Below are 24,803 nucleotides of genomic sequence, written 5' to 3'. Positions count from 1 at the left end.
GACCACAATGGAAGTGACGCTTACCTACGTTACCGGTCTGTTCATCGTCGTGGTCCTTCTGATCGTCGCTGCGGTCGTCTATACGACGACCCAGCGCCAGCGCGGTCGGGGCGGGGAAATGACCGCGGAGGGGCGTTGTCTGCGGATGTTCACGACGACGAGCGGTGGCGGGGACTGGAGCGTGCGCACGGACGTGCACCACGTGTACGAGTTCACGACCCGCGACGGCCGCGTGGTTCGGTTCGAGGAGAGAGGCGGCCCGGCGACCAGGCTCGAGGGCGACTTCGTGACCGTGTACTACACCGAGGGCCACGAGGCGGCGGCCACCACTCGGGGGCCCGGCCATGTGCGCAACGGATTGCCGACGGTGAGCCTGCTTCTCCTCGCGCTGATCGTGGTCGTGCTCTTGTGCGGCGGCGTCCTGGGGTCGGTGACAGTGGACGGCACCACTCTCCCGCCGGATCGCCCCAATTCTCCGTTCGATCGCGACACCGTCATCTGTGTCGACAACACATGTCACCACGGGTCGAACCCATTTCCAGACCTCGTTCCACACCTCGGCGGCAATTGAAACCGGCTCGGGCACCGTGTGGGTGCCCGGGCCGGTCTCCTAGCCGAGGAACTGCTCGGCCTCACTCGCCCGGGCGGGCGGAATCTCCGCCCCGCACGGGCCGCCGGGGTGAGTGACCACCACCGCCGCGACGGTGAGGATCTGATCGAGGTCCACCCCGGAGGCCGCGAGGCGGGCGATGATGCCCAGCCTGCGTTCCGGGCCGTTCGGGCGAATGTGGATCTCGCGCCGCGCGGTTCGGGCCACGAACAGGTGTTGGCGGGCGTCGTAGCGGACGGGCAGGCCGTCTCGGACGGCCCGATACGCCGCGACGTCCAACGCCGGGTGGCGGGCCGGGACGATCATCAGATCGGCGATGAGCCGCTCGGCCTGATCGGTCAGCACCGCGCCCACCGCCGGGTCCAGTCGACGAGCCCGCTCGGCCACCCGTCGGCGATATTCGTCGACGGGCCTGCGCAGCAACTCCCGGTGTCGCTCGGCCTCGGCGATCAGGCGGGCGGCACCGGCATCGGACGTCGACGAGTACGGCTCGGACATGGGTACGCCTTTCCTCGGGTTGCGGATAACTGTGTGGTGCAACCTGTTCGGCGTCCGATGGATATGAGTATGCCGGAGGGGTACGACAGTTTCAGAGTGGTTTGGGCGTCCCGTAGCCGAGGCGGGTGGTGACCTCCCGGACCGCATCCTGCTGGGCGTGGGACAGCGGGCGCGGGACACCGGCCGAGCGCGCGTCGAGGTAGATCCCGCAGGCCCATTCGAGCAGCAGCGCATACTCGACCGCCTGCTCCAGCGTCTCGCCCACGGTCACCGCGCCGTGGTTCGCCAGCAGGACCGCCTGCCTGTCGGTCAGCGAATCCCGCACGGCCGCGGCCAGTTCCGCGGTCCCGAACGGATGGAAGGGTACGACCGGCGTCGCCCCGCCGAGCGGCAGCTGCTGATAGTGGATCACCGGCAGCTCCTCGCGCACCAGCCCGAACGCGATCGCGCGGGGAGCGTGCGTATGCACCACGGCCCGGGAATCGAAGGCGCGGTAGATCCCCAGGTGCAGTTGGAGTTCCGAGGTCGGGGCGAGGCCGCCGGCGACCACCGCGCCCTCGAGATCGACGACCGTGACCTGCTCGGTGGTGATCCGCCCGAGCGCCGTCCCGGTCGCGGTGACCGCGACCCGATCACCCACGCGCACACTGACATTGCCCGCGGTCCCGATCAGCAGACCCGCCTCCGCGAGCCCCCGGCAGACCTCGGCGATCTCGGCACGCTCGGTGTTCATGATCGTCGGCATCGGATCAGCCTAGGTGCTCTCAGCAGCCGGGACTCAGGAACGCCCGGGCGTATCCGGCGGACTGGCGGATGTACATCCATGCCCAATAGCGCAGCCCGGTGTCGGCGGGACTGGCGACCATGGTGATCTGTCCGTGGAAGCATTTGCCGACGATGTAGCGCGCGCGGGAGACGTGCGGGGTATTGGTGATCACGATGATGTGCCGCCAGCCGTGCAGTGCGGTCTGCCGCGCGATCTCCTGGGCCTCGCCCTGGGTGGTCCACGGATCGGGGATGAAACAGTCGACGTGGAAGGGGTAGGGGCGGGCGCAGTACTTGTCCATCACCGGATCGTCGGCGCCGGTGGAGCGGGAGATGAGCAGTTCGGGCGCATAGCCGCGCTCGGCCAGATCCAGCCCGATATCGAAGCGCGCGTATGCCGTTCCGCCCAGCACGACGATGGCGTCGGCCGGGCGCAGCGGATCGGTCTGCGGATGTACGAACACCGGCAGGCCAGCGATCGCGAGACTCGCGATCAGCACGGTCAGGGCGGCGAGTATGACCGCGGCTCGTCGCAGTGCGCGCACACCGCGACGATACCGGCGGTTACTGTGGAGTCTCTGTGTGCGCCGCCTCGACGACCCGGCTGGGTGTCGGGCTGCCCCAGTGCGCCTCGGTCCGCATGCGTTCGACCATATGCGGGTAGTGCAGTTCGAAAGCGGGCCGCTCGGAACGGATTCGGGGAAGCTCGTAGAAGTTGTGCCGCGGCGGCGGGGAGGTCGTGGCCCACTCCAGCGAGTTGCCGTACCCCCACGGATCGTCGACCGTCACCACCTCGCCGTACCGGAAGCTCTTGAACACGTTCCACACGAACGTGATCATCGACAGCCCCAGCACGAACGACCCGATCGTGGAAATGGTGTTCAGCGTGGTGAATCCGTCGCTGGGCAGATAGTCGGCGTAGCGCCGCGGCATACCCTCCGCGCCCAGCCAGTGCTGCACCAGGAAGGTCAGGTGGAAGCCGAAGAACGTGGTCCAGAAGTGGATCTTGCCCAGCCGCTCATCCAGGAAGCGCCCGGTCATCTTCGGGAACCAGAAGTAGATCCCGCCGAAGGTCGCGAACACGATCGTGCCGAACAACACGTAATGGAAGTGCGCCACAACGAAATACGTATCCGAGACGTGGAAGTCCAGCGGGGGACTGGCGAGGATGACCCCGGACAGCCCGCCGAACAGGAACGTCACGATGAACCCCAGCGCCCACAGCATGGGCGTCTCGAAGGTCAGCGTCCCGCGCCACATGGTGAAGATCCAGTTGAAGAACTTCACCCCCGTGGGCACCGCGATCAGGAAGGTCATCAGCGAGAAGAACGGCAGCAGAACGGCTCCCGTGGCATACATGTGATGCGCCCACACCGCCACCGACAGCGCCCCGATGCCGAGTGTCGCGTAAACCAGTGTGGTGTAACCGAATACGGGCTTGCGGCTGAACACCGGAATGATCTCGGTGATGATGCCGAAGAACGGCAGCGCCACGATGTAGACCTCGGGATGACCGAAGAACCAGAACAGATGCTGGTACAGGATCGCCCCGCCGGTGGCCGGATCGTAGATGTGCGCGCCCAGATGCCGATCGACCGCCAGCCCCATCAGCGCGGCGGTCAGGATCGGAAACGCCAGCAGTACAAGCACACTCGTGACGAGGATGTTCCAGGTGAAGATCGGCATCCGGAACAGTGTCATGCCCGGGCAGCGCAGGCACACCACGGTCGTGATCATGTTGACTCCGCCGAGAATGGTGCCGACACCCGACAACGCCACGCCCAGGATCCACAGATCCGCGCCCACGCCGGGCGCGTGCGTGATGTCCGACAGCGGGGTGTAGGCGGTCCAGCCGAAATCGGCCGCACCGCCCGGGGTGATGAATCCGGCGGTGGCGATGGTCGCGCCGAACAGATACATCCAGTAGCTCAGCGCGTTCAGCCTCGGGAACGCCACATCGGGCGCGCCGATCTGCAGCGGCAGAACGCAATTGGCGAAACCGAACACGATCGGCGTCGCATAGAACAGCAGCATGATCGTGCCGTGCATGGTGAACAGCTGGTTGTACTGCTCGGGCGAGAGGAACTGCAGCCCGGGCCGCGCCAACTCGGTCCGCATCAGCAGTGCCATCAGGCCGCCGATGAGGAAGTACGCCATGGACGTGACGATGTACATGACCCCGAGCAGCTTGGGGTCGGTGGTCGTGATGATGTCCCAGATATAGGAACCCTTCGGGGCGACCCGCCGCGGATAAGGCCTGACCGCTTCGATCTCGGGGGCGCCGCGAGACGGTGCTGTGGTCACAGAATCCTCCTCGAGCCCAACCAGATCCGAGTGTGGCACCGGCACAAGATCGTTTGGACGGAATGCGATCTTCATTGAGTCGCTGAGTATTCGCTGATTCGGTCATGATCACGGTCCGAAGCCGACCGGGGCGCAAGTGAGCGAGTAGCCGAGCGGATGCGCGTCGCAGCGGCTGCGATCCCCTAACGGCGAGTCGAACGCTGGTGTCGCGGTCGCCGGACTCCGTGCCTAACCGCGGGCCGCGGCCGGATCCCGTCGAACCGCCGACGGTGTGACACCCCACCACCGTCGGCAGCAGCGGGTGAACGTCGACTGCTCGGCCAGGCCGATGAGCGAGGCGACCTGGCTCATCGGCAGATCGGTCGAGGTGAGATAGCGGCGGGCCTCGCTGCGGCGCACCTGGTCGAGAATCGTCGCGAACGAGGTTCCGGCCGCCGCCAACCGGCGCTGCAGGGTGCGCGGATGGATCATGAGAAGCCTTGCCACGGCGGCGATTTCGGGTGCGGTCGTGCCGAGCAGCTGGCGCACGGCGGCGCTCACCCGCGGCACGATCGACGCACCGGCGTCCGCGGACTGTTCGGCCAGATAGGCCACGGCCAGCCGCTGCAACGTCTCGTCCCCGCCGGCGAGGGTATGGGAGGCGAGCGTGCGCGGCACCCGCAGCAGCGCGCTCGGCCGCTCGAAACGCACCGGCGCACCGAAGAATTCCTCGTAGACCTCGGGCGGCGCGGGCGGCCGATAGGGCAGATCCACCGAGCGCAGATCGTAGGGCCCCTGCACGAGCCGCCGAATCGCGAGATGCAGGAATGCCAGACCCTGATCGGTGCCCTGCACCGGCGGTGGTGGCGGCACGCCGTATCGCAGTGCGATCAGCGTCGGATCGCCGTAGGGATCGGGTTCGAGCGTCAGGCTCAGCGAGCGGGCGTGCACGAACAGATAGCGCGAGGTGCACTGCAGGGCGTCGGCCAGGGTGGGGGAGGTGCGGATGGCCAGCGCGAGCGGCCCGAGCATGCCCAGATCCTGGCGGGCCGCGATGCGCAGACCCAGATCGGGGCAGCGCAACCGGTCGGCCGCGATCTCCAGGATGGTCGCCATGGCCGCATCGGAGACGAGCAGATCGTCGGTGTCGAGCGCGGCGACGGGCAGCCCGGCCAGAACCGCGAATTCCTCGGCGTTGCCGCCCAATTCCGCCACGGTCGCGCGAAAACCCCGCAGTCCCGCCGAACGGATCACCGACATGTCGTCCAGAATCAAATACTTGTCGCGCAGAGTCAAGAAGGGCGAGGAGTGACTCAGCACACTGGACTCATGGAGCATCTCGACGTCGTCATCGTGGGCGCCGGCCTGTCCGGAATCGGCGCCGCCTACCGGCTGCAGACGCAGTTACCCGGCAAGAGCTATGCCATTCTCGAGGCCCGCGATTCGCTCGGCGGCACCTGGGACCTGTTCCGCTATCCGGGTATTCGATCCGACTCCGATATGTTCACCCTCGGCTATCCCTTCAAGCCGTGGCGCGATGCCAAGTCCATCGCCGACGGTCCGTCGATCCTGCGCTACCTCACCGAGACCGCGGCCGAATTCGGGATCGATCGGCGAATCCGCTTCGGTACCAGGGTGATCGCGGCCGAATGGTCCAGCGCGGACGCGCGCTGGACGCTGACCGTGGAGCAGTCCGGCGAACGCCGCAGCCTCACCTGCGGATTCCTGTATTGCTGTGCGGGCTACTACGACTACGACCAGGGCCATGCACCGGAATTCCCTGGTGCCGAATCGTTTTCGGGCAGGATCGTACATCCGCAGTTCTGGCCGGAGGATCTCGACTACGCGGGTAAGCGGGTGGTGGTCATCGGCAGCGGTGCCACCGCGGTGACGCTGGTTCCGGCCATGGCCGCCGACGCCGAACAGGTGACCATGCTGCAGCGCAGTCCCACCTGGATCTCGGCGGTCCCGGGCCGCGACCGCCGGGCCGACCGCATCCGCGAACTGCTGCCGCCGGCGCTCGCGCATCGGGTGATCCGCACCAAGAACATCCTGTTCACCATCGGCTTCTATCAGTACTGCCGCCGCCGCCCGGAGGCCGCGCGCAAGATGCTGACGGGGCTGACCACCCGCATCCTCAAGGATGAGGCGCTGGTGGCCGAGCATTTCACACCCGACTACAACCCGTGGGATCAGCGGCTGTGCGCCGTGCCCGACGCCGATTTCTTCAAGGCGATGCGCAAGGGTAAGGCCGAGGTGGTCACCGATCACATCGATACCTTCGTGCCGGAGGGGATCGCGCTGAAGTCCGGGCGCGTGCTGCCCGCCGATATCGTCGTCTCCGCGACGGGCCTGAAACTGCTTGCCTTCGGGGGACTTTCGTTCACCGTGGACGGCGAGCCGGTGCGGCTGTCCGAGCGCTTCGTCTGGCAGGGCGCCATGCTCACCGGCGTCCCCAACTTCGCCCTGTGCATCGGCTACACCAACGCCTCCTGGACCCTGCGCGCCGACCTCACCTCGCGGCTGGTCTGCCGGGTGCTCGCGCATATGGATCGCCGCGGCCATCGGGCCGTGGCCCCCGAAGCCGAGGATCGCCTCGAGGAACGTCCGATGCTGGATCTGGCCGCCGGGTATATCCAGCGCTCGATCGGCGATTTCCCGCGCCAGGGCGATCGCCATCCGTGGAAGGTGCGGCAGAACTATCTGCTCGACTCCCTCACGACCATGCGCACCGATCTCGACCGGACTCTCGTGCCGCGGACGAACGCAATGGCGGATTCCCGCCAGTAGTGCCGCGCGGACTCGGGCAGATTGAGTGGTGTACCACGACGAGATCGACGGAAAGGACTCGTGATGACCGTGTACACCACGATCGACAGCCCACTCGGCGAGCTGCTGCTGGCAGGGGAGTGGACCGGGGATTCGATGGTGCTGACCGCGCTGTCCATCGCAGGCGGGAAGCGCGCCGAGGTGCGCGATGGCTGGGTACGGCGGCCGGAGGCGTTCGCGGCGATCATCGATCAGCTGCGGGCGTACTTCGCCGGGGATCGCACCGGCTTCGATATCGAATGCGGCGGTGTCGGAAGCGATTTCCAGCGCCGGGTGTGGCAGGCGCTGGAGGAGATCCCCTACGGCAGCACCGTCACCTACGGCCGGATCGCGGCCCGGATCGGCGCACCGCGCGCGGCCGTGCGGGCGGTCGGGGCGGCGATCGGCGCGAATCCGCTGATGATCGTGCGCCCGTGTCACCGCGTGATCGGCGCCAACGGCGCGCTGACCGGTTATGCCGGGGGTATTGAGCGCAAGCGGCAGCTGCTGGAGCTGGAACATGCCGGATGAGGTCGCCGGGCACGATGGGGACCGTATTCCGCGAGGCGTGCTGTCCCCGAGGGTGATTCGGGCGATCAGTCCGTTTGTGACCGGGCCCGATGTCGGCGTCGGATCGGCGTCGGATGCGGTGTGAAACGCCGGTGGATGTATTGCAGCGCCGCCAGCAGAACCAATGCGACCGCCGCGGCCACGTAATCGCCGGTGACCACGCCGAGTATCGCGAGCCCGCCGAATATCGGTGGTTCGAGCAGTGCGCACCAGCCCAGCACCCGCAGCCGCGTGGAATGGGCATCGAGCCAGGCCAGACCGTCGTCGACGATGTCCTCGGCGGTCTCGTACTCCACCAGTCCATCACCGACCTGCACGAACAGGTGTACGGCCTGATTGCGGGTGATTCTGCCGAGCCACGCCTGGTCGATGAGCCGCTTACCTTCTACGGCGACTTGCGTGATGACCGCGTCCATACTGCGGATCCCTTTCCAGTCAGTGCCGCAGATTCTAGGCTCACCATTCGGCTACCGTGTCGCTATCCCGGCGAAACCGTTAGCGTGCCGGACGAGCGGCGGTCACCCTCTCATCATGCGAAGCGGTCCCGGTCGAGGACAAGCCGTTAAGTCGAGGGTCCCCGCGGTGCGGCGAAGGCGCTCGCCCCGGCAGCCGCCACCACCTCGCCGTGGTCGACGATCAGCCAGCGGCCGCAGACACAGCGCAGATAGCGCACCGACCCGTGCGCGGAGATCGCGGTCGGCGTGGGCCAGGAGCAGGTGGGACAGGTGGCGCTCATGGGTTCCACCCTGATGTAATCGGTCAATGCAGTTCAACCCTTACGGTGGAGCCGCGGCGGAACTCGCGGCGCTGCTGGTGAACTCCGATCCGCACGAGGATCTCGTGCGCCTGCTCACCGACTTCGGCTACCGCCCGATCACCACGCTGAACGCCGAGCAGGACGCCCGCTTGCGCGCCTGGATCCATCGCCTCGACAAGATCTTCACCGAACCCACGGTCGACAGCCTGAACGCCCTCCTCGCCGAAACCACCACCCGCCCCTACATTTCCACCCACGACGACCGCCCCCCACACCTGCACTACGCCTGGGAGGGCGATCCGATGGACGAACGCGTCAAGGCCTACGCCGCCGCCGGCCTGGCCACCCTGTTCTGCGAGGCCCCCACCCGCATAGGCCGCTGCTCCCGCGACTCCTGCCCCCTGGTCTTCATCGACACCTCCCGCAACGGTCGCCGCCGCTTCTGCTCCACCCGCTGCTCCACCCGCGTGCACGTGGCGGCACATCGGCGGCGTGCGGGGTGAATCGCGCTACTGTCCACCGTCCTTGACGACCTCGAATGTGGCGCAGGCGAATTCGCCGTTGCGGTCGAGGCCGGTGAGCTTCAGTTCGATGCGGCGGGGGAGTAGGGCAGTGCCCGCGCCGAGGGTGACCGGGGCGATGGACACGCAGACCTCGTCGAGTAAGCCGTGATCGGCGAACTGGCCAGCCAGGTCACCGCCGCCGACGATCCAGATATCCCGGTTCCCGGCGGCTTCGGCCAGCCGTTCGTGCAGGGTGGGGATCGGGTCCTGGGTGAAGCGAATGTCGGCGTCGGTGCGGGCAGCGAAGCCGCGATGGGTGACCACCCACGCGGGGATCCGGTACAGCCAGGGCTCGGCGCCCTGGTGATCGACGATCCACTGATAAGTGTTGCTGCCCATCACCATTGCGCCGATGGTCGGAAGGAAGGTATCGATACCCATCGGGCCATTGGGGTCGACGTCGCGGGTGAGCAGCCAGTCCAGATCGTGGTCCGGGGTCGCGAGGAAACCGTCCAGGGTGGTGGCGGTGTAGTAGACGGTGCGCGTCATGGTCGGCCTCTCTGTTGTAACCACATGATCGGGTCGCCGTAATCGACTGTGGCGCCGGGTAATTCGTCGCGCAGCCACTGCCGGGCCAGCACGCGTCGATGCGCCGAGTAGGTGAGGACATGGGCCAGGACGCTGCCGAGTACGAAACTCTCCGGCGGTTCGCACAGCGCGTCGATCAGGGTGTCGCCCCATCCGCCGCGCCGATCGATCTCGTGCACGGCATCCAGCCAGCGCGGTGCGATCTCGTCGAGTCGTCGCACGAGCGTGGGCAGATCGTCGAGTTGGCGCCGCGGTTGATCGGCTCCTTCGATCGAGGCCAGCCAGACCTCCTTGGTCCGGATCAGATGATCCAGCACGGTCGCGATCGAATCCTCCGGGCCGTCCCATTCCAGGACGACCCCGCCCGCGCGCCGGTGCCGGTAGCGCTGCTCGTCCAGACCGGCCGCCAGCTTCAGCAATTCGCGGATGTCGTCCAGATCGTGGTGCACCAGCAACGACGTCGGATCCATATCGGGCCTGCCCCGCGGCTCGCCCTCCACCCACAGCGCCATGGGCGGATGGAAGTGGATTCCGTTGACCGCGGGCAGCCACCGCATCTTCGGCCGCGCCGGCGTGGCACTGGGCGGATGCCCGAACGCTCTGCTGAAGGCCCGGCTGAACCCCTCGACCGAGTCGTATCCGGCCGTCCATGCCACCTCGGTGACTCCGGCCTCGTTGCTCAGCTGCCACGCCGCCCGCTCCAGCAGGATCCGCCGCCGCATGGCCACCGGCGCCTCGCCGGCCCCCTTGGTGACCTGCCGCGCGAAGTGGTACGGCGAGGCGAAGGCGTCCGAGGCCATCGCCCCGAGCGTCGTATTCTCCTCGTCCAGTACCGCGTCGAGCAGCTCTCGCAGTCGGTCTCGTCCGTTCGTCACGCTAAGAGTCTGGCCCGTGGCCCCGTCATCCCGCTTGACCGTTCTTGCGCAGGTCTGTCAGCCCGAACTCCCCTCCCGGGCGATTCTCTCGTTCCGGCGAATTCCGCGGGGCGTAATCGCGCTGAGTTAGGTTTGTAAACCCTTGCATTGCAATGGATTACCTCACTGTGGTGAGGCTTGCATTGCTGGAAGCGCGCTGGAAAAGCCGTTAGTTTTGTGCGTGTGCAGACTGAGCGTGAGGCCGTCGAAATCGCGGTGCATTCCGAGCCGCACGGGGATGGGTTCGGGGGGCGGCTGAATTGGCTGCGGGCCGGGGTGTTGGGCGCCGATGACGGGATCGTGTCGGTGGCGGGGATCGTGGTGGGGGTGGCGGCGGCCACGACCAGTTCGGCGGCGATCGTGACCGCGGGGGTGGCGGGATTGGCGGCGGGCGCGGTGTCGATGGCGTTGGGGGAGTACGTGTCGGTGAGTGCGCAGCGCGACAGCGAGCGGGCCGTCCTGGCCGTCGAGCGCCGCGAACTCGCCGAGATGCCGGAGCAGGAGCTGGCCGAGCTCGCGGCGATCTACCAAGGGAAGGGGCTCTCGCCCGCGACGGCGTGGAAGGTGGCCGGGGAACTCACCGAGAACGACGCGTTCACCGCGCATGCCGAGGCCGAATTGGGTATCGACCCGACCGAACTGACCAATCCGTGGCAGGCCGCGCTGTCCTCGGCGCTGTCGTTCACGCTCGGGGCGCTGCTGCCGTTGCTGGCGATCGGGTCCCCGCCCGCCGTGCGGATTCCGCTGACGGTCGCCGCCGTGCTGGTGGCACTGGCGGCGACCGGGGCGATCGGCGCTCGATTGGGCGGGGCGCCGGTGTGGCGCGCGACGATTCGGGTTCTGTTCGGCGGCGCGCTGGCGATGGCCACGACATTTCTTGTCGGGCATCTGGTCGGAATCGCGATCTGAGGGGTTCTGCCGAGAAGAAGTTTCATCGGGCTGAGCGAGAGATGCCCCGGGATGTCGCAGACTCATCCCGGAGCGCGCGGGACGGACGGTCGGTCCGTCGGCGCGAAATCAGTGGTTGCCGAGCTGGATTCGCGCGAGGGCGGTGCGGAGCTTGGCCTGACGTTCCGGATCATCGATCCGCAACCGGATGTGCACGTTCGAGGTGGGCGCGTCCACGATCACCGGTCCGGATTTCCGGACGGTGGCGCGAGCCACGTGGGGTACTGCAGTCATGCACACCAGTGTGCACTTACGGCAATCTTCTGGCAATGTGTTCTGCCACTCCATTCCGCGTCGAGACCAATTCGAAATGCTCGGAGGTGCACAAGCTTCCGAGGCCCGCCGAACCGGGGCGACGAGTACCCAGTCCACAACCAGCTAACACGCGTGTGATCCGCCCGCTGGGCCGCGCGGCCGCAATGTCCCTCGCGCACACGCAAATGCGGCCCCGACATGCCGAAATGTGTTGGTGAGCCCACCTGTGCGCCCCCGGCGGGGACCCTGGTGACTCGAAAGTGCCCGCGATCCGCGGAAGTCGGGCTCGCGGCCCTCGGAAGTGGCCCGCGGCCGGGCGGAATGGGCCGCGACGGGCCGAAATCCCCCCGGCGAGGGCGGGTGTAGGGACCGACTCACCCGAATCCCCGGCCCCGACCGGGAAATCGGCCCCTGACCGGCCGAACGGTACGTCCCTCAGCCCTTCACGCCGACCAGATCACGCTTGGCGGCCTCGCGCGCCAGCGACCGATCGCGCTGTTCCTCGAACCGCACGCAGTCGGACTGCAGCCGCTCCAGGAATTCGCCGAGCCGGTTGCGCGCCTGCTCGCCCCGCGCGCCGAAGTCGTTACGCTCGAACACATTCCACTTCCGCAACACCGGCAGCACGACCTCCTCGAGATGCTGGCGCAGATCGTAGATCCCGTGCTTGGCCATCAACACGCCGTTGCGCCGCCACCCGGGCATGCCGGCCCCGGGCATCTGGAAGTGGCAGACGATATCGGTGATCGCCTCCAGCGCCTGATCGGGCGCCAGATCCAGCGCCGCGCCGCACATGTTGCGGTAGAAGATCATGTGCAGGTTCTCGTCGGCGGCGATGCGCTGGAGCATGCGGTCGGCGATGGGGTCGTCGCAGACCTTGCCGGTGTTGCGGTGGCTGACGCGGGTGGCCAGTTCCTGGAAGGTCACATAGGCCACCGAATGCATGAATCCGGTATTGATCAGATGTTCAGCCCCGCCGGCCTCGCGAATCAGTTTCATCGGGTTGTAGCCGTTGGTCATGTGGATCATCCGGGCGTTTTCCAATGCCACGGGATCCACGCCGCGGGTCACCACGAGATAATCGCGGATCACGATGCCGTGCCGGTTCTCCTCGGCCGTCCAGCGGCCGACCCAGGTGCCCCAAGCGCCGTCCTGGGAGAAGTTCTCGGCGATTTCGCGGTGATAGGAGGGCAGATTGTCCTCGGTCAGCAGATTGGTGATCATGGCGGCGCGGGCGACCTCGTTCAGTCGTGACTGTTCGGGGTCCCAATCGATCCCGCTCATGGCGGCGAAGTTTCGGCCCTCATCCCACGGCACGTAGTCGTGGGGATGCCAGTCCTTCGCCATCGACAAGTGCCGATCGACGTTGCTTTCGGCGACGGGTTCCAGCTCGAGCAACAGTTCGAGCTGCGTGAGGTTCCTGGCCAAGGTGATGCCTTTCCTCGATACGGATCGCGGTTGAGACGTTTCGGGAAGAAGCCGGTACAGTGCATTAGCGACCGGATTGCTGCGTGTCACGCGGTTTGGCCGGTCAGGTTCGCCTCGATAATGTAGTCCCGCCTCGGCCGGGTGTTCGAGGTAGGAGGGCGCGTCGCATTAAAGAGGACCGAACTCCTGCTGAAGCAGTATCAGATGGCTCGGTCACCGGTACGAAAACGCCTGTTACGCAGGGTGTTAGCGTCGCCATGGTAGTCACTCCGCTTGTATTCGCCGCAGTATTGCCCCACCTCCGCAGTGTTGCCACCGAAAGAGAGCTGAGAATGACGATTTCCAGCGGTAGGAGCTATCCCGACGTGGTCGTGACAAGTCTCGCGGCCACCACCTCGATCGCCGGTGATGTCGACTCCACGTGGAAGGGACTACTCAACGGGGAGAGCGGCATCGACGTTCTCGACGACCCCTTCATCGAGCGGTTCGAGCTGCCCGTGCGCATCGGCGGGCATCTGAAGGTCAAGCCCGAGGCGAGCCTGACATACGAGGAGACCCGGCGTCTGTCCTATGTCCAGCAGATGGCGCTCGCGCTCGGTCGCGAGGTGTGGCGAAACGCCGGTAGCCCCGAGGTGGACGGTGAGCGCCTGGGCGTGTCGATCGGCACCGGCCTCGGCGGAGCCGAGATCCTCATCGACGCGGCCAACAAGATGCAGAACGGTGGCTACAAGCATGTGCCGCCGCTGGCCGTGCCCATGATCATGCCGAACGGGGCCGCCGCCGTGGTGGGCCTGGAACTGGGTGCGAAAGCCGGTATCTGCACCCCGGTTTCGGCCTGCTCATCGGGGTCCGAGGCGATCGCCAACGCCTGGAAGATGATCGTCATGGGCGATGCCGATATGGTCGTGGCCGGCGGTGTGGAGGGTTCGATCCAGGCGCTGCCGATCGCGGCCTTCACGATGATGCGGGCCATGAGCACTCGCAACGACGATCCCAAACACGCCTCCCGGCCATTCGATGTCGACCGCGACGGCTTCGTATTCGGCGAGGCCGGGGCGATGATGGTGGTCGAGACCGAGGAGCATGCCAAGGCACGCGGCGCCACCATCCACGCCCGGCTGATGGGCGCTGGGGTGACCTCCGACGGTTTCCATCTGGTCGCGCCCGATCTGGAGGGTAAGGGCGCCGCGCGGGCGATCGCCCGCGCGATCGAGACGGCCGGCCTGTCGAAAACCGATGTGGGGCACGTGAACGCGCATGCCACCGCGACCCCGATCGGCGACACCGCCGAGGCGCGCGCGATCGCATGCGCCGTCGGCGGCCATGCCTCCGTGTACGCTCCGAAATCGGCTCTGGGGCATTCCATCGGCGCGGTGGGCGCACTGGAATCCGTCATTACGGTGCTCAGCGTCCGCGATGGCGTCGTACCGCCCACATTGAATTTGGACAATCAGGATCCGGAGATCGATCTCGACATCGTGAAGGGTCAGGCGCGGTCCGGCCGGATCGATTACGCGATCAACAACTCGTTCGGCTTCGGTGGACACAACGTGTCGCTGACATTCGGACGATATTGAGCAATCCCCTACCGAAGCGCTGCTAGTCTTCGGGCTTCGGTGTCGATCTGTATCGGTGTCATTGCACGGCCGAAAGCGGCGTGCGTGAAAGAGGATAGGGAATGATCGGCGAGACCTACGATGATTATCTGGACGAGCACGGCAACATCACGATCCCGGATGATTCGACCTGGATCGACTTCGTCGACAGGCATAGTGCGACGAACGGTGACGAGCTCGCATACCGCTATATCGACTATTCACGCGAACGCGACGGGGAGTATCAGGAACTCACCTGGCGCCAGTTCGGCGTGCGGCTGCGCGCGGTGGCGGCCCGCCTACAACAGGTGACGACGCCGCGCGATCGCGTCGCGATCCTGGCGCCACAGGGCCTGGACTACGTGGTGTCGATCTTCGCGGCGGTCTACGCGGGCAATATCGCGGTGCCGCTGTTCGACCCGGAGGAATTGGGCCATACCGACCGGCTGCACGCGGTGCTCGGCGACTGCAAGCCGACGGCCATCCTGACGGCCAGTTCGTCGGCGGCGGTGGTGCGGGAGTTCTTCCGCGCGCTGCCGGCCTCGCAGCGCCCGCGCATCATCGCCGTGGACGCGATTCCGGACAGCGTCGGTGCGACCTGGGTGCGGCCGGATATCAATATCGACAGCGTCGCATATCTGCAGTACACCTCGGGCTCCACGCGCGTGCCCGCCGGGGTCGAGATCACTCATCGGTCGGTGGGTACCAACCTGCTGCAGATGATCGATGCGCTCGGCCTGGTCGAGAACGCACGAGGGGTCACCTGGCTGCCGATGTTCCACGATATGGGCCTGCTGTGCGTGATCCTGCCGACCATCGTCGGCAAGTTCATCACGATCATGTCGCCGAGCGCCTTCGTGCGCCGCCCGTATCGCTGGATCAAGGAGTTGGCCGCGGCGTCCGACGGGGCCGGAACCTACGCTGCCGCACCGAATTTCGCCTATGAGCATGCGGCCACGCGCGGTCTGCCCAAGGCGGGCGAGAGTCTGGATCTGTCGAACGTGATCGGCCTGATCAACGGCAGCGAGCCGGTCTCGGTGACGTCGATGAAGAAGTTCAACGACGCCTTCGTGCCCTACGGACTGCCCAAGACGGCCATCAAGCCGTGTTACGGCATGGCCGAGGCGACGCTGTTCGTGTCGGCGACCCGGCGCGATGACGAGGCCCGGATGGTCTACGTCGACCGTGCCGAGCTCAATGCCGGACGCATGGTCGAGGTGGATGCCGACTCCGAAAGCGCTGTGGCGCAGGTGTCGTGCGGTTACGTCGCCCGCTCGCAGTGGGCGGTGATCGCGGATCCGGCCACCGGTATCGAGCGCGATGACGGTCAGGTCGGCGAGATCTGGCTGCACGGCAAGAATATGGGTATCGGCTATTGGGGACGGCCGGAGGAGACCGAGTCGACCTTCCACAATCGGCTGGTCGCGCGCCAGGCCTCGGGCAGTCACGCCGAGGGCACCGAGCCGGACGCGATCTGGATGAGCACAGGCGATTTCGGCGCTTACCACGACGGCGAGCTGTACATCACCGGACGGGTCAAGGATCTGGTCATCGTCGACGGCCGCAATCACTACCCGCAGGATCTGGAGATGTCGGCGCAGGAAGCCTCCGATGCGCTGCGACCAGGTTTCGTGGCCGCGTTCTCGGTGACGGCCGGCGAGCTACCGGATCCGGCGCGCACCGGAATCGACTCGGGCTCCGAACAATTGGTCATCGTCGCCGAAAGGAACACCGGCGCGGCCAAATTGGATCCGGAGCCGGTCGCGGAGACGGTGCGGGGGGCGATCTCCAAGCGGCACGGCGTGACCGTGCGCGATCTGCTGCTGGTGCCCGCGGGATCGATTCCGCGCACGTCGAGCGGCAAGATCGCCCGGCGCGCCTGCAAGGCGGCCTATCTGGAGGGCACCCTGCGCGGCGGCCATCGGCAGCAGGCGTTTCCGGATAGTGAGTGACCCCCTCCTGATCCCGGCGCGCTTTTCGCCGGGATTAGCCAGGAATGGCGAGCTGACCAGCTACGATCCGCCCGTCGCAGGGGCTTGGGCGATGGTTTTCGCCACTGAGATGTCCGGCGTTTGTCCTGCGGCGGCGGGTCGCTCCGGAGCTACTGTGTAGTTACGGACATGGTTGGTTTCTACCCACACACAAGGGGGCTCGCCATGGAGTATTCGATAGCGGATTTCATTGCACTGACAGCACATTCGGCCCCCGAGGGGTCGTTGTCCGTAGAACGCGCACACCGGGTGATGCAGATGCACACCGATTGCTCGACCGATTGTTGCCGGAACAAGCGCGCTGCCTTCGACGCGCTCGTCCGGGCCGGCCATCTCGTGCCCGACAGCTGTCGGCGCTCGGCCTATCAGGCCTCGGGATAGCATTGGCCGAACCGCCTGCCTCGCAGATGGTTTGCGGGCCGTAGCGGCCGCCGGTCTGCTCCAGATGGTTGACCAGCGTGGCCAGGATGCGGATACCGGAGACGCCCAGCGGATGGCCCATGGCGATAGCGCCGCCGCTCGGCTTCAGCCGCTCCGGGTCGGCATCGAGTTCGTCCCGCCATATCAGCGGCACCGGGTCGAAGGCCTCGTTCACCTCGTAGGCGTCAATCTCGGCGAGGGGATCAGCTGGTCGCGTCGGCCTTCGACGGGCTGAAGTTAGCGCCGAATCCGTACAGAATCGGTAGGACCACGGCCGCGATCGGGCTGTAGACATGCAGTTCCATCGGCAGCGTGCCGAGCGAATACGCCCAGATGACGAAGGCACCGACGCCGAAGCCCACGGGCAGCCACCGATGCCGATATTCGGCCGTCGGATACTGCTTCAGCAGTAGCGGGATCGTGCCGAGGCCGAAGACCGCGAAGATGACCAGCATCCACATCGTGCGGTCGGTCGTATTCGCGGCGGTCATACCGGTCACCGCGGCCGATGCGGCGAGATACGGGCCGCTGGTCTCGATGGGGAAGTACTTGGCCAGCCGCTCCTGATAGGAGTCGCCCTGCCCCTTATCGGGTTCGGCGCCCTTCTCGCGCACCACCGGAGCCACCGCGCGGGCCATGACCATAACCTCCGCTCTCCCCTCGATCAGTCCAGCATGCGCCGGATCGGCGCAGAACGCGGAGCATATTCGCGAGATCGGGAGTGCGTGCGAACGGAGGCTGAACGTCGCGTGGCCGCTGCGGATGGTTCAGTGACCGTGCCAGACGCGTTGATGCTCACGATGGGTAGACAGATAGGCCGTCTCGGTGGCGAGCGTGTCGTAGAAGTCCAGATCGATGTGCTGGGCCTGGAGATAGTTCATGATCCAGATCGTCGGTACCGTGCCCGGGAACTTGCCGAACGTCTCATCGATATAGGTCGCCTGCAGCGACAGCAGTTCGCGGAATCGCCTGTCCCACGGCGCGGCCGCGCCACGCACGCCGGGATTGTCGGCGAACGGGCCCGGTGTGTCCGGGTGATACGGCCCGCCGGGACCGAACTTGCGTTCGGCCAACGCGTCGACGGCGTCGGCCATCGTCGCGTGGTGCGGGCGGCAGCTGGCCTCGAACACCCCGGGCAGGCCGGTCGGATTCGGCAGCGCCCAACGGGAATCGGTGTCGTAGCGGAAGCCGAGGCCGGGGATATCGGCCCGGCCGCTCGCGCCCAGCATGGTCAATCGGTCGATGCCGTCGAAGGTCCAGCCGCCCAGACCCATGGCGCCCAGCAGCAGATGGCCGTTGTGCACCGCCGCCATCAGCTCGGCCGTCGCCTCGGTGAGCGAATACTGCTCGACGAAGCTCAGCGGCATCGGATCGGTGAAACGTAAACGGTCCCGGTAGTTTTCGATACCTGGAATGGGCCGGTCGTGGACGTCGTCGTAGAGGGCGAAGCCGTTCTGGGTGAAGAAGGCGATATTGGCCAGGGTCTGCTGGGCGATATCGGCGACCGGTATAACCAGCAGGGAGCCAGGGTGATTGGCGATCCAGGTGTTGTGCCCCTCGAGATAGGGCTCCTCGCGCGGAATGTGAATGCGGTTGTCGGACAATCGGATCACGCGCGACAGCAGCCGATTCAGCTGATCCCCGGTCGCACCCTCGCCCTCGGCGTAGGCCCGGTTCGGTGCCGCGTCGCGGGTCGGCAGGAAGTAGGTGCCCGAATCGTCGGTGAAGAAGAATTCGCTGGTGTGGAATCCGGCCGCCGAGCCGAAGGTGCGCCCGGTGGCCGAGCCGTTGTAGTTTGGCCACGCCGGGGCGTAGCCGGGATGATGGGTGATCCCGAAATGCCAGCCGGTCCAGCCCGCGACGGTATTGAGCACGACCGCGCGCTCGAGATCGCTGAGCGGCTGGGGCGGTTTGCCGCTGGTGAAGGCGAGCGGGCCCGCGGGGATGGATCCGCCGACCGGAAAACGTCGCGACCGCCGTCCGTAGATGGCGTCCAGTAACGGGTATTCGGCCAGCTTCCGGAGTGCGGACAGCTGGGTGTCGGTCAATGCGAGCGGGTCGAGGCCTCGCCCGGCATCGGAGGAGTTCGATGTCGCCATTCCTGTATTGAAGACCGTCATCACGTACCTCCGTAGAAGACGTACCATCTGGTTACCCAATAGTCATTCCACTAGGAACCACTGTCAAAGGATGTGATTCGCCGCACCCCCCGGAAGGAGCCAGGCATGTTCGAGCTGAGCGGAAAGTCGGTGATCGTCACCGGCGGAACCAAGGGAATCGGATACGGCATCGCCGAGGTCTTCGCGAGGGCCGGTGCGAATGTGGCGGTCGTGGCCCGCACGGCCGAGGAGGTGCGGCGCGCGGCCGACGCCCTGGCGGCGGTGGCATCGGGCAAGACCCTGGGCGTCCGCGCGGATGTCGCCGATCCCGAATCCTGTCGCGAAATGAGCGGCGAGGTGCTCGCCGCCTTCGCCCGATGCCGTCCGGCCTCCGGAATAGCTCGGCGTTCGGGCTGTCCGTCGTTGTCCGCGTCATCGACCGGGTGCCTCGCGCGAATCTGTGGCAGACTCGGCACGCACGATGCGGCCGCTCGACGACCGTGTGTGGAAGGTGATGCGGGAGTTGGGAACGCGATGGAGTTGAGCGCCATCGAGCAACAGGTGGCCGACGAGAGACGGATCGCCGCCCAGGAGCGGACGGACGAAGCCGAGCTGCGGCTGGCCGCTGCGCTGGTCGAGCTGGCCAAGGCGTTCATTGCCACCAAAGAGGATGGCACCGAACGCGATCGATCGCCGGCCGCGCTGGAACCGGCGCAGGAGGCGGTGCTGATCCGGCTGCGGTGGCTGACCGCCGGACATGTGACCGCGCAGTTCGCCGGGCAGGTGCAGGAGGCGCTGCGGCTGTTCGAGCAGGCCGCCCGCACGATCGGCCACCGCGAACTGGCGACCGCCACCATTCGGCAGGCCTGCGATGCGTATCACCAGGTGGCGCAGCAGTATCCGGCGGCCGCGGGTGTCTGTGCGGACGGGCTGTCCAAATGCGGGGTGTGGCTGTGCCGCCTCGATCCCGGTTCGGCCGTCGCGGCCAGTTCGGAGGCCGTGCGGATCCGCGGCGGACTGTTCGCGGCCGATCCCGATACCGCGGGCCGCTATCTGGCCAGCCTCAACATGTTGCTGCGCACCCTGATGATCGGCCGGCCGCGCAAACAGGCGCTGGCCATGTACCGCGAGCGCTATTCCGCGTGGACCTCGCCCGCGATGACGACGCGCCTGCGCGAAACACCCATCGAGGAGCTGGAATTCACCAGTAAGACCTTCGCCGCCCTGCAGAAGCTCGAATGCCCCACCCTCGATCGCGCCGCGCGGCTCACCCAGCAGCAGATCCTCTATCAGACCGCCGGTGATCTGAGCACCATCGAGGAGATCAACTGGAAGCTCGGGCTGGTGGGCCTCAAGCCGCTGGCCGCCGGGGCGCTCCCGGATCTGCCCTCCAAGCCGGTGGAGATCGCCCATTCGTTCGGCACGCTGAGCGTGCGCTGCACCACCCCCGACGCGCTGGCGCAGGTGCGCGCGGCCGTGGTCGCCGCGTATTCGGCCGACGATGCGCGGCCGGTGGGCAGCGGCTTCTTCCACGGCGTGCACAAGACCCAGGCGGCGCTGCCGGATCCGGAGCTGAATCTGACCGAGCGGCTCGGCGACGATGTGGTGCTGATCGAACGCTCGGGCGGGCACTGGATCTCGGTGAAGAGCCTGAACTGGGAGCTCGCCCCGGTTGGTAAACATCCACTCGCGCTGCGGCTTTCGCAGGACTGGCCGGTTATCGCGGTGAGCACCACCGAGAATCTGGCCTATGAATTGTGCTGGTACGCCGACGGTTCCGCCACCCACTACGCCGCGCTCGGCCGCCCCGCCGGACAGCCGCCGCTCGATAAACCGCTGGCGCCCTTGGATTTCTCCCAGCTCGCCGAGTACGGCGCCGACTACGCCTCGGAGACCCAGGTCCGCGCCGCCTTCGGCAATACGGCCATGTTCGCCAAGCTCACCAACCTGCCCGCGAGCGGTATCCGCCAGGCCGGTCAGGACAGACCGCTCGCGGACTATGGGGATCAGGTGTTGTTCTTCCGCCGCCGGGGTACCACGGAGTAGTTCCGCTACCAGCCCGGCTCGCCGCCGATCGGGACATTGACCCAGCTCGGGCGCGCCGGATCCAGATCCAGATGCTGGGGTGCCAGGCGGCTGTCGACCGTCGCCGGGCCCAGGGGGATGGCCTTGGGGAAATCGCTGGCATAGACATCCACGCGCAGGCGATGACCGGGTTGCAGCACCGCGTCGATGGGGATCAGGCCGATATCGAGCGTGGTCGGCTCGCCCGGGACCGTGGGCATGCGCAGCGCGGCCGACAGCACCGGATACGGATCGGTGTAGTCGCCGTTCGCCGAGCGTGCGCTCCTGCGTTCGTCGAGCGCGCGCAGCGACGCGGTGAGCTGCCCGGTGCTCAGTACCGTCGAACGTCCGTCCGGCGCAACGTCGTTCACCGTCACCGCCCAGAAACCGTCGGCGGTGTCGTGCACGGTGTTCAGATGCGCCGCGATCGGCCCGGAGATCGTGGTGGGCGCGGCGACCGGGGCACTGGTGAAGGTGAGCCCGTCGCGCTCGTGGATGCGATCGTCGGTGACGCAGTCGGCGAAGATCTCGAACGGATCCACGATCGCGCCCTGTTCGCCGTCGCGGGAGCACAGGCTCATCAGCCCGGGCGCGACGGTCAGCCGGGTGCCCCGCGGGTCCGAGGCGAGGCCGAGACTGCCGTCGTGGACGCTGGTGGCCGTCGTGCCGCTGGCCGCCGCCGAGAGGTACATGCGCCGGTAATCGGTTCCGGCCCTGGGGAATTGGTCCAGGGTCTGCCAGCCGCCGCCCTGCTGCCACATCGTGAGTGGGCCGTAGCGATCGATGCCGTTATCGATATCCTTGAGCCAGTGGTCGAACCACGCGCGCTGCAGCACATCGATACGCGGCGGTTCACCCGGTTTGCCGCGCATATCGAAGCCCGCGGTGACGTGCATGCCGTCGCCGTAGACGAGCTGTTTTCGCCCGGGCGGCAAGGGGATCGCGTCGTAGATGCGCGGCCCGGCATTGGCGAAGGCGTCATGCCAGCCGCCGACGACCATGGTGGGCACGGTGATTCGCTCGGGATGGCCGAGCCAGGCCCGGCGCAGCACGCTGTCCGGGTCGATGAGTTCGCGCGCCTGCGGCGTCAGCGCGTCGACGGTCGGGGCGATGAGTGCCTGTCCCACACCGAGATACGACATCGGGTCGGCCACCCGGTCGGCCAGCCAGGTGGTGTCGAAGCGGCCCTGCAGCAGTGACATCAGATCCGGCATGAGCTTGGCCGCGTTCACCATCAGCAGATACGGCGCGAAGATGCCGATCGGCGCGCCACCGGGGGCATAGGCGTCGTGGATCATGTCGTTGCCGGGGACCACCGGGAAGATGGCCTGCAGGGCGGGCGGCCGTTGCGCGGCGGCCTGCAGCTGGTTGATGCCCGAATACGAGACGCCGTTCATGCCGACCCGGCCGTTGGACCACGGCTGATGCGCCACCCAGTCGATGACCTCCGGGGTGTCCTGCTGTTCGCGCGGTCCCCACGGCACCCAATCACCTTGGGAGAAGCCGGTTCCCCGGACGTCGACGACCACCTGGGTGTAGCCGGAGCGAATCAGATCGCGGTCCACGCCGAAGCTGCGGGCCAGCCCGCCGCCCGCGACCCGGGTCAGATCGGTGATTCCCTGCAACGGTGTGCCGGTGAGATCGAGATCGCGGAAGAATCGCACGAGCACATCGGACAGGCCCGGGATCGACACCGCCGAATCCAGCAGCATCGAGCCGAGTTTGGTGTACGGCGTGAGGTTGAGGACCACCGGTGTGGGCGTGCCGATCGGCCCCGAGGCGTCGGCCGGGCGATAGATGTTGGCCTTCAACACGGTTCCGTCGCTCATGGCGATCGGCACATCCCAATCGATGTGCACGCCCGGATACCGTTGCGGCCCATCCTCGATCGCGGTCCACCCAGCGGCGGCATCGGCCATCGCGGGCTCCGCCGAGACCGGCCCCGGAAGCAGTGCGGCCGCGATGAGCACGGCCGGCGCGAGCACCCGGACCATCCCCCGCGCGATCCTCGCATCGAACATCATTGTTCCCCTTCGCTCGTCGCAGCCGCCCGCCCCGAACGTCTCGGGCGGCTCCGCCCGAAGGCTATACATACAGATCTGTATGTATGTTGCTTTCGATCGAAGTTGTCGCAGATGCACAACCGAGGTCGGCTCGAATTGTGGTCGTGCGGTATACATCCCGGCGTAGAACGCGCGCACGGTATTCGGTCATTGCGGGGATGGCGTCACCTTCTACACACCCAGCGCTCCGTTTGTCGGGATCTCCAGCGCTGCGAGCAGGTCCGCGAGCTTTCGGTCGAGTTCGAAGCCGACCGCGGTGATCGAAGGATTGCCGAAGCCGGCGAATACGGTGCTCGGCTGATCGATGACGAATCGCGTGCGACCGTCGGTGTCGACGCAGATGACGGTACGTAGCGGCGCATACAGCATCACTGCCGGGTCGTGCCGGTACATGCGCTCGGCGATCGTGTGGTTGCCCATCAGGTATGCGGTACATCGGCCGGTGTTGCCCGCCAAGCTCATCACGGGGGTCATATCGGATCGCCAGTAGATGAGGAAGCCGTGGGTGGCGCGTGTATCGGCATCCGCGACCACCTCCGGCCAGCCCGCCTCGCGTGCGACGAACCCGGCCAGCCGCGTCGGGTCGAGCTCCGGGACCGCCGCTTCGTAGCGGGCACGGAATTCCTCATACGGCAGGCCGGTGTCGAAGGACAGTCGCGTGATGTCGTGCGTCATGGAGTCCATACGGGCCTCCGCTGCGAGCGGCCGCTCACGACCCTCGAACGGACTTCGCGGCGGTGAGGATCACGTCGATCACCAGGCTGGGCTGGGAGAGCATGGGGACGTGGCTGCTGTCGGCCTCGTAGGTGCTGGCGTCCATGCGCTTGGCGCAGAAGCGCTCCAGCTCCGGATGGACACTGCGGTCGTTCTTGGCCACGATGTACCAGCTCGGCTTCGACTTCCATGCGGTGCCTTCGACCTTCTGGTCGAACAGATCCGCCGCTGGCGCACCCTGGGTCGCCCAGACGACCTGCTGCTCCTGCTCGGAGAGGTCTCCCGCGAAACATTCGATACCGTCCGGACGCAACCAGATACGACCGTCCGCGATGTCGATGTGACCGAACGCGTCTGTAGTGGGGAACTTGGCTTGCAGGCTCTGCGACGTCTCGTCCTCGTCCGGGGCGAGTGCGGAGATGTAGACCAGCCCGGCAACGCGGTCGTCGGTTCCCGCGGCGGTGATCACGGTGCCGCCGTAGGAGTGGCCGACGAGGATGGCCGGGCTGCTGACCCGGCCCAGCGCCCGCTTGACCGCGGCGACATCGCCTGCCACGGTGTCGAGACTGTTCTGGGCGGACACGACCTGGTGGCCTTGCGCCTGCAGTGTGGGAATCACTTTGCTATAGCACGAACCGTCGGCCCAAATTCCGTGGGCGAAGACGATGCTCGGTATGGTCGGCGTGGACATGAGGTGCGCCCTTTCCTCGGCGGGGATCTTCGGACCCGCACCGCCCTGTGCCGGTACACCCATGACACCACCTCCCGCAGGTTCGCAGGGGCGAATCGACAAACCGACCACATGTCCCGATTCGGATCTGATTCCCGTTGTCCTGTACGGCATTTCGCCCGCCCCACCCCGGCACGCGACCACCAGTGCGTTCGTATGCCGCCGGGCTCGGTCTGGCGACCACCGCCTCGAACGCGAAT

General features: G+C 66.8%; 24 protein-coding genes and 1 pseudogene. 8 read left to right on the top strand and 17 right to left on the bottom strand.

Going from position 1 to position 24,803, the window contains the following annotated elements:
- Window positions 1-7 precede the first annotated feature (7 nt).
- A complete protein-coding gene (locus ACIA76_RS18370; protein WP_397152997.1) occupies window positions 8-571 on the top strand; it encodes a hypothetical protein in 564 nt (187 codons plus the stop codon).
- Between the two features lie 39 nt (window positions 572-610).
- On the opposite strand, the gene ACIA76_RS18365 is transcribed toward ACIA76_RS18370, so the two are convergent.
- The 5 genes from ACIA76_RS18365 to ACIA76_RS18345 all read right to left on the bottom strand — a co-directional run bounded on the left by ACIA76_RS18365 (window position 611) and on the right by ACIA76_RS18345 (window position 5,476).
- Entirely contained in the window at window positions 611-1,108 is a 498-nt protein-coding gene (locus ACIA76_RS18365) for a hypothetical protein (RefSeq protein ID WP_397152996.1), read from the bottom strand.
- A gap of 91 nt (window positions 1,109-1,199) precedes the next feature.
- Window positions 1,200-1,853, bottom strand: a complete 654-nt coding sequence (locus tag ACIA76_RS18360) for a class II aldolase/adducin family protein (protein WP_397152995.1) — start codon at window positions 1,851-1,853, stop codon at window positions 1,200-1,202.
- Between the two features lie 19 nt (window positions 1,854-1,872).
- Window positions 1,873-2,418: a YdcF family protein gene (locus ACIA76_RS18355; RefSeq protein WP_397152994.1), complete on the bottom strand. Its 546-nt coding sequence runs from the start codon at window positions 2,416-2,418 to the stop codon at window positions 1,873-1,875.
- A 19-nt stretch (window positions 2,419-2,437) separates the two neighbouring features.
- Window positions 2,438-4,177: a cytochrome c oxidase subunit I gene (gene ctaD / locus ACIA76_RS18350; protein ID WP_397152993.1), complete on the bottom strand. Its 1,740-nt coding sequence runs from the start codon at window positions 4,175-4,177 to the stop codon at window positions 2,438-2,440.
- A gap of 228 nt (window positions 4,178-4,405) precedes the next feature.
- Window positions 4,406-5,476, bottom strand: coding sequence for an AraC family transcriptional regulator (locus tag ACIA76_RS18345; RefSeq protein ID WP_397152992.1), 1,071 nt, complete (start codon window positions 5,474-5,476; stop codon window positions 4,406-4,408).
- Between the two features lie 9 nt (window positions 5,477-5,485).
- On the opposite strand from ACIA76_RS18345, the gene ACIA76_RS18340 reads away from it, so the two are divergent.
- Entirely contained in the window at window positions 5,486-6,946 is a 1,461-nt protein-coding gene (locus tag ACIA76_RS18340) for a flavin-containing monooxygenase (protein WP_397152991.1), read from the top strand.
- 63 nt (window positions 6,947-7,009) lie between these two features.
- The gene (locus ACIA76_RS18335) at window positions 7,010-7,495 is read left to right on the top strand and encodes a methylated-DNA--[protein]-cysteine S-methyltransferase (RefSeq protein ID WP_397152990.1); all 486 of its coding nucleotides are present in this window, start codon (window positions 7,010-7,012) and stop codon (window positions 7,493-7,495) included.
- A gap of 65 nt (window positions 7,496-7,560) precedes the next feature.
- On the opposite strand, the gene ACIA76_RS18330 is transcribed toward ACIA76_RS18335, so the two are convergent.
- Window positions 7,561-7,950, bottom strand: coding sequence for a hypothetical protein (locus tag ACIA76_RS18330; RefSeq protein ID WP_397152989.1), 390 nt, complete (start codon window positions 7,948-7,950; stop codon window positions 7,561-7,563).
- 146 nt (window positions 7,951-8,096) lie between these two features.
- Window positions 8,097-8,270, bottom strand: a complete 174-nt coding sequence (locus tag ACIA76_RS18325; RefSeq protein WP_397152988.1) for a hypothetical protein — start codon at window positions 8,268-8,270, stop codon at window positions 8,097-8,099.
- A gap of 26 nt (window positions 8,271-8,296) precedes the next feature.
- Between ACIA76_RS18325 and ACIA76_RS18320 the strand changes: the two genes are divergently transcribed.
- Entirely contained in the window at window positions 8,297-8,794 is a 498-nt protein-coding gene (locus tag ACIA76_RS18320; RefSeq protein ID WP_397152987.1) for a CGNR zinc finger domain-containing protein, read from the top strand.
- Window positions 8,795-8,800: 6 nt separating this feature from the next.
- Here ACIA76_RS18320 and ACIA76_RS18315 read toward each other — a convergent pair whose 3' ends face one another.
- Both ACIA76_RS18315 and ACIA76_RS18310 read right to left on the bottom strand, forming a co-directional pair.
- The gene (locus ACIA76_RS18315; RefSeq protein WP_397152986.1) at window positions 8,801-9,343 is read right to left on the bottom strand and encodes a dihydrofolate reductase family protein; all 543 of its coding nucleotides are present in this window, start codon (window positions 9,341-9,343) and stop codon (window positions 8,801-8,803) included.
- A complete protein-coding gene (locus ACIA76_RS18310) occupies window positions 9,340-10,257 on the bottom strand; it encodes a helix-turn-helix domain-containing protein (protein ID WP_397152985.1) in 918 nt (305 codons plus the stop codon). The genes ACIA76_RS18315 and ACIA76_RS18310 overlap by 4 nt, the downstream gene beginning before the upstream one ends.
- Before the next feature lie 222 nt (window positions 10,258-10,479).
- On the opposite strand from ACIA76_RS18310, the gene ACIA76_RS18305 reads away from it, so the two are divergent.
- Window positions 10,480-11,205 carry a VIT family protein gene (locus ACIA76_RS18305; RefSeq protein ID WP_397152984.1) on the top strand — a complete coding sequence of 242 codons (726 nt, stop codon included), beginning with the start codon at window positions 10,480-10,482 and terminating at the stop codon, window positions 11,203-11,205.
- 108 nt (window positions 11,206-11,313) lie between these two features.
- On the opposite strand, the gene ACIA76_RS18300 is transcribed toward ACIA76_RS18305, so the two are convergent.
- Both ACIA76_RS18300 and ACIA76_RS18295 read right to left on the bottom strand, forming a co-directional pair.
- Window positions 11,314-11,478: a hypothetical protein gene (locus ACIA76_RS18300; RefSeq protein WP_397152983.1), complete on the bottom strand. Its 165-nt coding sequence runs from the start codon at window positions 11,476-11,478 to the stop codon at window positions 11,314-11,316.
- 456 nt (window positions 11,479-11,934) lie between these two features.
- A complete protein-coding gene (locus tag ACIA76_RS18295; RefSeq protein WP_397152982.1) occupies window positions 11,935-12,927 on the bottom strand; it encodes an acyl-ACP desaturase in 993 nt (330 codons plus the stop codon).
- 332 nt (window positions 12,928-13,259) lie between these two features.
- Here ACIA76_RS18295 and ACIA76_RS18290 point away from each other — a divergent pair, with 332 nt between their 5' ends.
- The gene (locus tag ACIA76_RS18290; RefSeq protein ID WP_397152981.1) at window positions 13,260-14,504 is read left to right on the top strand and encodes a KasA/KasB family beta-ketoacyl-ACP synthase; all 1,245 of its coding nucleotides are present in this window, start codon (window positions 13,260-13,262) and stop codon (window positions 14,502-14,504) included.
- A gap of 101 nt (window positions 14,505-14,605) precedes the next feature.
- A complete protein-coding gene (gene fadD32, locus ACIA76_RS18285; protein ID WP_397152980.1) occupies window positions 14,606-16,474 on the top strand; it encodes a long-chain-fatty-acid--AMP ligase FadD32 in 1,869 nt (622 codons plus the stop codon).
- Between the two features lie 418 nt (window positions 16,475-16,892).
- Here the strand turns inward: fadD32 and ACIA76_RS18280 are convergent.
- The 3 genes and pseudogenes from ACIA76_RS18280 to ACIA76_RS18270 form a co-directional block, all read right to left on the bottom strand.
- A pseudogene (locus tag ACIA76_RS18280) lies at window positions 16,893-17,126 on the bottom strand (steroid 3-ketoacyl-CoA thiolase); the annotation flags it as partial.
- A gap of 10 nt (window positions 17,127-17,136) precedes the next feature.
- Window positions 17,137-17,571 (bottom strand): hypothetical protein, encoded by a 435-nt coding sequence (locus ACIA76_RS18275; RefSeq protein WP_397152979.1) that lies wholly within the window; start codon window positions 17,569-17,571, stop codon window positions 17,137-17,139.
- A 129-nt stretch (window positions 17,572-17,700) separates the two neighbouring features.
- Window positions 17,701-19,032, bottom strand: coding sequence for a hypothetical protein (locus tag ACIA76_RS18270; RefSeq protein WP_397152978.1), 1,332 nt, complete (start codon window positions 19,030-19,032; stop codon window positions 17,701-17,703).
- 126 nt (window positions 19,033-19,158) lie between these two features.
- Here ACIA76_RS18270 and ACIA76_RS18265 point away from each other — a divergent pair, with 126 nt between their 5' ends.
- On the top strand, window positions 19,159-21,078 hold the full coding sequence (locus ACIA76_RS18265) for an SDR family NAD(P)-dependent oxidoreductase (protein WP_397152977.1): 1,920 nt from the start codon (window positions 19,159-19,161) through the stop codon (window positions 21,076-21,078).
- Between the two features lie 5 nt (window positions 21,079-21,083).
- Here the strand turns inward: ACIA76_RS18265 and ACIA76_RS18260 are convergent, their stop codons facing one another.
- The 3 genes from ACIA76_RS18260 to ACIA76_RS18250 all read right to left on the bottom strand — a co-directional run bounded on the left by ACIA76_RS18260 (window position 21,084) and on the right by ACIA76_RS18250 (window position 24,627).
- Window positions 21,084-23,120: a CocE/NonD family hydrolase gene (locus ACIA76_RS18260; RefSeq protein ID WP_397152976.1), complete on the bottom strand. Its 2,037-nt coding sequence runs from the start codon at window positions 23,118-23,120 to the stop codon at window positions 21,084-21,086.
- Between the two features lie 210 nt (window positions 23,121-23,330).
- A complete protein-coding gene (locus ACIA76_RS18255) occupies window positions 23,331-23,843 on the bottom strand; it encodes a DUF302 domain-containing protein (protein ID WP_397152975.1) in 513 nt (170 codons plus the stop codon).
- Window positions 23,844-23,868: 25 nt separating this feature from the next.
- The gene (locus ACIA76_RS18250) at window positions 23,869-24,627 is read right to left on the bottom strand and encodes an alpha/beta fold hydrolase (protein WP_397152974.1); all 759 of its coding nucleotides are present in this window, start codon (window positions 24,625-24,627) and stop codon (window positions 23,869-23,871) included.
- Window positions 24,628-24,803 lie beyond the last annotated feature (176 nt).

The organism is Nocardia sp. NPDC051570, from assembly GCF_044454005.1.
Lineage (GTDB): Bacteria > Actinomycetota > Actinomycetes > Mycobacteriales > Mycobacteriaceae > Nocardia.
The sequence above is the reverse complement of the archived record's forward strand: the minus strand, read 5'-3'. Positions and strand labels throughout refer to the sequence as shown.

Bases quoted from the DNA above. Each gene is read 5' to 3' on its own strand.
- ACIA76_RS18365 (WP_397152996.1), bottom strand. From the start codon at position 1,108: ATGTCCGAGCCGTACTCGTCGACGTCCGATGCCGGTGCCGCCCGCCTG.
- ACIA76_RS18270 (WP_397152978.1), bottom strand. From the start codon at position 19,032: ATGGCGACATCGAACTCCTCCGATGCCGGGCGAGGCCTCGACCCGCTC.
- ACIA76_RS18335 (WP_397152990.1), top strand. From the start codon at position 7,010: ATGACCGTGTACACCACGATCGACAGCCCACTCGGCGAGCTGCTGCTG.
- ACIA76_RS18325 (WP_397152988.1), bottom strand. From the start codon at position 8,270: ATGAGCGCCACCTGTCCCACCTGCTCCTGGCCCACGCCGACCGCGATC.
- ACIA76_RS18275 (WP_397152979.1), bottom strand. From the start codon at position 17,571: ATGGCCCGCGCGGTGGCTCCGGTGGTGCGCGAGAAGGGCGCCGAACCC.
- ACIA76_RS18265 (WP_397152977.1), top strand. From the start codon at position 19,159: ATGTTCGAGCTGAGCGGAAAGTCGGTGATCGTCACCGGCGGAACCAAG.
- ACIA76_RS18260 (WP_397152976.1), bottom strand. From the start codon at position 23,120: ATGATGTTCGATGCGAGGATCGCGCGGGGGATGGTCCGGGTGCTCGCG.
- ACIA76_RS18330 (WP_397152989.1), bottom strand. From the start codon at position 7,950: ATGGACGCGGTCATCACGCAAGTCGCCGTAGAAGGTAAGCGGCTCATC.
- ACIA76_RS18370 (WP_397152997.1), top strand. From the start codon at position 8: ATGGAAGTGACGCTTACCTACGTTACCGGTCTGTTCATCGTCGTGGTC.
- ACIA76_RS18255 (WP_397152975.1), bottom strand. From the start codon at position 23,843: ATGGACTCCATGACGCACGACATCACGCGACTGTCCTTCGACACCGGC.
- ACIA76_RS18290 (WP_397152981.1), top strand. From the start codon at position 13,260: ATGACGATTTCCAGCGGTAGGAGCTATCCCGACGTGGTCGTGACAAGT.
- fadD32 (WP_397152980.1), top strand. From the start codon at position 14,606: ATGATCGGCGAGACCTACGATGATTATCTGGACGAGCACGGCAACATC.
- ACIA76_RS18315 (WP_397152986.1), bottom strand. From the start codon at position 9,343: ATGACGCGCACCGTCTACTACACCGCCACCACCCTGGACGGTTTCCTC.
- ACIA76_RS18340 (WP_397152991.1), top strand. From the start codon at position 5,486: ATGGAGCATCTCGACGTCGTCATCGTGGGCGCCGGCCTGTCCGGAATC.
- ACIA76_RS18320 (WP_397152987.1), top strand. From the start codon at position 8,297: ATGCAGTTCAACCCTTACGGTGGAGCCGCGGCGGAACTCGCGGCGCTG.
- ACIA76_RS18250 (WP_397152974.1), bottom strand. From the start codon at position 24,627: ATGGGTGTACCGGCACAGGGCGGTGCGGGTCCGAAGATCCCCGCCGAG.
- ACIA76_RS18360 (WP_397152995.1), bottom strand. From the start codon at position 1,853: ATGCCGACGATCATGAACACCGAGCGTGCCGAGATCGCCGAGGTCTGC.
- ACIA76_RS18300 (WP_397152983.1), bottom strand. From the start codon at position 11,478: ATGACTGCAGTACCCCACGTGGCTCGCGCCACCGTCCGGAAATCCGGA.